The 5,275-nt window shown below is 36.1% G+C and carries 5 protein-coding genes; 2 read left to right on the plus strand and 3 right to left on the minus strand.

Annotation, left to right across the window (positions count from 1 at the left end; all coding sequences use genetic code 11):
* From porQ to A9Q93_RS00035, 3 genes are all read right to left on the minus strand, one after another.
* The coding region (gene porQ, locus A9Q93_RS00025; RefSeq protein WP_369674675.1) for a type IX secretion system protein PorQ at positions 1-1,003 on the minus strand (1,003 nt) is incomplete at its 3' end.
* Positions 1,004-1,091: 88 nt separating this feature from the next.
* Positions 1,092-2,420 carry a tRNA (N(6)-L-threonylcarbamoyladenosine(37)-C(2))-methylthiotransferase MtaB gene (mtaB, locus tag A9Q93_RS00030; RefSeq protein WP_303685319.1) on the minus strand — a complete coding sequence of 443 codons (1,329 nt, stop codon included), beginning with the start codon at positions 2,418-2,420 and terminating at the stop codon, positions 1,092-1,094.
* Positions 2,421-2,680: 260 nt separating this feature from the next.
* Positions 2,681-3,043, minus strand: coding sequence for a nuclear transport factor 2 family protein (locus tag A9Q93_RS00035; RefSeq protein ID WP_303685320.1), 363 nt, complete (start codon positions 3,041-3,043; stop codon positions 2,681-2,683).
* A gap of 243 nt (positions 3,044-3,286) precedes the next feature.
* Between A9Q93_RS00035 and A9Q93_RS00040 the strand changes: the two genes are divergently transcribed.
* Positions 3,287-3,892, plus strand: a complete 606-nt coding sequence (locus A9Q93_RS00040; protein ID WP_303685321.1) for a tRNA-(ms[2]io[6]A)-hydroxylase — start codon at positions 3,287-3,289, stop codon at positions 3,890-3,892.
* 128 nt (positions 3,893-4,020) lie between these two features.
* Positions 4,021-5,067, plus strand: a complete 1,047-nt coding sequence (locus tag A9Q93_RS00045) for a heme A synthase (RefSeq protein WP_303685322.1) — start codon at positions 4,021-4,023, stop codon at positions 5,065-5,067.
* Positions 5,068-5,275: the final 208 nt, after the last annotated feature.

Raw genomic sequence — 5,275 nt, forward strand, 5'->3', positions numbered from 1 at the left:
ACTGTAAATTTATATTCACGCCAAAAAGACTCGTGTGTGATGCCAGTGTATATCGAGCATGCGTATAACTAAATCTTAATCTATTCATTTTAAGAGAGAATCCTGCACTTATTCCAGAAAAAGCTCTGGTATTATCGATGCGTAATTCCTCTGCTCTTCTAAAACTGTAACCCAATCGCACTTCAAAAACTTGCTCAGGGAAAATTTCCAGCCCAAAAACCGTGTGTCTCAAAGCATTATTGAAAAAGCTAGGCTTGTCTTCGATCACATTACCGTCCAGATCAGTTTGCGCATTAGCTTCATTTGTAAAAGCCAGATCCCATTGTTGCAGGTTTTCTAAAGTCACATGAAGTCTTAAAGGTAAGTTTTTCATAGTATTAGAAAATCCAGCCGAAATTTCTAAAGGCAAATCTTCATAAATCTCATTATATGGCGTGAATTGAGTTCCTAAATTGCGCATGACAACTGCTGCTCGTATTGCTTTATCTTCATTGTAATATAGAACACCTAAATCTACTGCTCCTCCAAAAGAAGTATAAATATCCAGCTTAGAAGAAATCAATTTGAGATTTGCTCCTACATAAAAATCTGACCATGGTATGTTGTACGCATAACCCATAGAAACGGCAACTTCATTACCGCCAAATTCTCCTGTAGAATTTCCCTGCTCATCAAACCCATCAAAAGTTCCATAATTGAGGTAAGTCACACCAGCGTGAAAAGTTTGCACATGTCGGTCCCAAGTATAGGCATAACTCGCTGTCCCGTAATTCACGTCACCTAGATAATTCACATAATTTACTTGCAGCTGGTTATCCATTTTAGGATTTATGGTCGCAGGATTAAAAATCCCTGAAGTAGGATCATAATCTACGCCTGTAAGCACTCTACCGCCCAAAGCCGCCTGCTTAGTACCTGAAACCAGATTAAGAAATTGATAGGTAGATCGTCCTCCTATTTGCGCTTTCGCGAAAGCGGAACCTAACAAAATAAGAAGAAACAAGTAACGCATCTAGAATTTATGAATAACTGCAAGTTATAACGATTGCAAGTTTAATTTATTTTTTTATGGATGTAAGGATTTCTAACGATTAATCTACAACTTCAACTCGCACCAAACCATCTTCATCAATTTCAATAAGTTGAATGCTTTGTAATTGATTAACTAACTCTGGATTCCAATAGGTTTTTACTTTTACATAATTCTCTGTAAAACCTTGAATAAATCCTTCTTTATTTTCGGCTTCCCACAGTACGGTTTTAGTTTTACCTAGCTGGCTTTCATAAAATGCACGGCGTTTTTTTACAGATAACCCACGCAACATTTTAGAACGTTTCTTGCGTACTTTTAAAGGAACTGCTCCTTCCATAGTCGCTGCTGGCGTATTCTCACGCTCAGAATAAGTAAAAACGTGTAGATAAGAAATATCTAAGTTACTCAAGTAATTATAGGTATCCAGAAAATGGTCGTCAGTCTCGCCAGGGAAACCTACAATCACATCTACTCCTATACAACAATCGGGCATTACTTCTTTAATCTTACTCACTCGATCAGTGTACAATTCTCGATTGTAACGACGCTTCATTTTACCGAGCAACTCGTTATTACCTACCTGCAACGGAATATGAAAATGTGGCACAAAAGCATTTGCTCCTGAGACAAATTCTATAGTCTCGTTCTTCAATAAATTAGGCTCGATAGAAGAAATACGTAAACGCTCAATACCTTTTACCGTATCCAGCGCATGTACTAAATCTAGAAAAGTATGCTCATGTCGTTTATTACCGAACTCGCCCTTTCCATAATCGCCTATGTTAACTCCTGTAAGAACGATTTCTTTGATGCCTTGCTCACTTATTTTACGAGCATTATCCATCACATTTTCTAAAGTATCACTACGAGAAATCCCACGAGCTAGCGGTATGGTGCAATAGGTACATTTGTAATCACAACCGTCTTGAACTTTAAGAAAAGCTCTAGTGCGATCTCCTATGGAATACGATCCTACATAAAAATCGGCTTCATTGATCTCGCAAGAATGCACCTGCGTTGGTTCTTCTTTAGACAGCTGATTAAGATAATCGGTGATTTTAAACTTTTCTGTAGCTCCTAAAACCAGATCAACTCCATCAACAGCGGCCAGTTCTTCAGGTTTCAATTGCGCATAACAACCTACTGCGATTACAAAAGCATCATCATTTGATTTCTGCGCTTTCTTAACTATAGATTTAAAACGCTTATCAGCATTTTCAGTAACACTGCAGGTATTGATTACATAAATATCTGCCTTTTCTTCAAAGTCTACCTTATCAAAACCTTCTTGTTTAAAAGAACGTGCGATGGTACTGGTTTCACTGAAATTAAGTTTACAACCTAAAGTATAAAATGCGACTGATTTTGTAGCTGTCTCTACAAGCATGTTTCTTACTGATTTTTAAGGCTGCAAAGATAGGTATTAGTTTACAGTCGCAGTGGCAGTTTACGGTGAATAAGGTTTATGTTAATCTCGCTTTCGCGAAAGCGAGATTTTAAATATTATCAAGAAAGATTCTAGAAGTTTCCGCATCAAGTGCGGAAAATCAAGTTTTTTTTAAATACTTCCTAATCAAATTTGCAAGTTTGCGAGCAAATGAAATTGCCTACTATTAACTGAGACTGAAAACTAACTGAGACTAGAAACTACTCCTCGGTATTATAGAAGAACTGCTCTCGCCAGATTTTCCCTTCTTTAACTTGGTACACTGCGATCTCATTCATTTGAGATCGCTGACCGCTAGGTTTATGCGTAGTATCCATCCAAAACGTTACTGCAAAATGATTATCGGCCACTACTGGATCAGAAACTTTTGTCCCGTGTACTTCAAAATTTTCTTGCCACCACTGCCCTTTCTTTTGGATTCCTTCAAAGCCTTGAACTTCTTTCATAGGCTCCGTCATTTCTACACTAGTGATCTCTGGACTATATAATTCTTGATAGGCTTTTTCTTCTTGATTGTTACGGCAATAAGAAACTAATTGGTCTGCTACTTCTTTGGTTGTCATGATGGTGTGGTTTAAAATTAGATTTTAAAGATAGGAAAAAAATATCGCGCCAAACCCTTTGCGCTAATCGCTGCCGCTACTTCACTTCTTTCCCTTTTGAAAAGGGAAATGCTGTGAATGGGAATAAATTTAAGGAATAGTGAAATATTAATGTTTTAGAATCAACTCAAAGACTCAAAAACTCACAGACTAAAAAACTATCTTTTCCTGTTATAAATCAACATAACTCACGACCTTTGTATTATGGAAAATACTGTTTCTAAAACCACGCTAGGATTGAATTTACCTACCGATCCTCGATGGGTAGATCTTGCTGCTATGAGTATGCAGGATATACTTACTGATCATGCTTTTTGTGAGCAAAAAGCGGCAAGTACAATTATTTCTATCATCCAGATGCACTCTGATAAACCAGAAATTGTGGAGGCGCTTTCTCCCGTGGTAACAGAAGAATGGGGACATTTTAGAATGGTACTGGCAGAATTGAAAAAACGCGGATTAACCTTAGGAATCCAGAGACCAGATCAATATATCAAAGAATTGATGAAAGGAAAACCTAAAGGAACTGGTCGTGACCAGATGTTTCTAGACCAATTATTAATTTGTGCTTTAATTGAAGCACGTAGTTGTGAGCGTTTTAAGATTTTGTCCCAAAAACTGGAAGAACAAGAATTAAAAGATTTTTACCACCAGTTTATGGTGGCTGAAGCTGCACATTACAAACTCTTTTTGAAATTGGCTAAAAACTTCTTTGAAGAAGAAAAAGTTATGACCAGATGGCAATACTGGCTGGACCATGAGGCTGGATTTTTACCAAATCTGGAAGTAAGAGGTGATAGGATGCATTGATTTTGATAAAACAAAATCAAAAATAAAATCAAAATCAAAATTTGTCATATTGAACCTATCGAAATCGACTTTTATATCGTCTTCGACAAGCTCAGACTGACAATTTGATTTTAAAGATAAATATTCAAATGAATCAAAATATAAAAAATTTCTTTTCAGAATCACGTTACCGATGGTGGTTAATGGCTAGTGTGATAATTATTTACTTAATCATCGTTGCTGGCGCTGTGGTGCGTATGACCGGAAGTGGTATGGGATGTCCAGACTGGCCTAAGTGTTTTGGATATTTGATTCCGCCTACAGAGCAATCCCAAATTGAATTTTCTCCAGAAACTCCGTATAAAGAAGGAATGGTGATTATAGTAGATGAAGAATTGCGCGTAGCAAAAGAAGATTTCTTCACAGGAACTACTTTTAATGAAGCCAATTGGGAACCCTATACCAAACATGATTATTCGGTTTTTAATGTATACCATACTTGGACAGAATATATCAATAGGTTGATAGGTGCCTTAGGTGGTTTAGTTGTTTTTATCATGTTTATTTTTTCCTTAAGATATATCAAGAAAAGACCTAAACTGACGATTCTAAGCTTTGTATCGGTTATTTCTATGGGAGTTCAAGCCGTGATCGGTAAAATAGTTGTCGATACGAACCTATCGCCAGCCTTGATCACTTTTCACATGATTGCTGCATTATTGATCGTAGGATTATTGATTTATTTGCTTCATGAGGTGAAACCTATCGATTATCGCTATAAGAGTAATAAAACCATGGTAAACGCTGCCGCTGGATTGATCGTGTTGACATTAATTCAAGTGGTTATGGGAACACAGGTAAGGCAGTATATCGATGAGCAGGTAGATTTATTTGGTTATCCACTGAGCTCAGCATGGTTAGAAAATGGGCCTTTAGTTTTCTTTATTCATAGAAGTTATTCTATTTTATTAGTTGTTTTGCATGGTTGGTTTATTTATATAGCGGTTTATACCTATCATCATCCTAAAAGATCCTACACAATTCTTGCTGTATTATTTGTGATCACGATTTTAAGCGGTGTTTTTATGAATTACTTGGATTTTCCTTTTGGATCTCAAGCCGTACATTTAGTCATAGCTTCATTGATTCTTGGGTTGCAGTTTTATATTTGGATGCGACTTAGGGTGGCGCGATAATTTGAATTTCATTATGTAGTTTTAAATTAATAAATTTAGTTAACTTACTTTAGAGTAATTATTTAAAACTTTGTATGAATTCAATAAAAGAGAATACTAAGCGGTTTATCATTAAAACAAAAAAAGGCAAAATAGATAAAAGTTTATTCCAAGGAATGATAAGATATTCCTATAATCAGGAAGAAAGATCTTATATTTTAAAAAAACT

The sequence above is a fragment of the Nonlabens dokdonensis genome, assembly GCF_002162835.1.
In the GTDB taxonomy this organism is placed as follows: Bacteria; Bacteroidota; Bacteroidia; order Flavobacteriales; family Flavobacteriaceae; genus Nonlabens; species Nonlabens dokdonensis_B.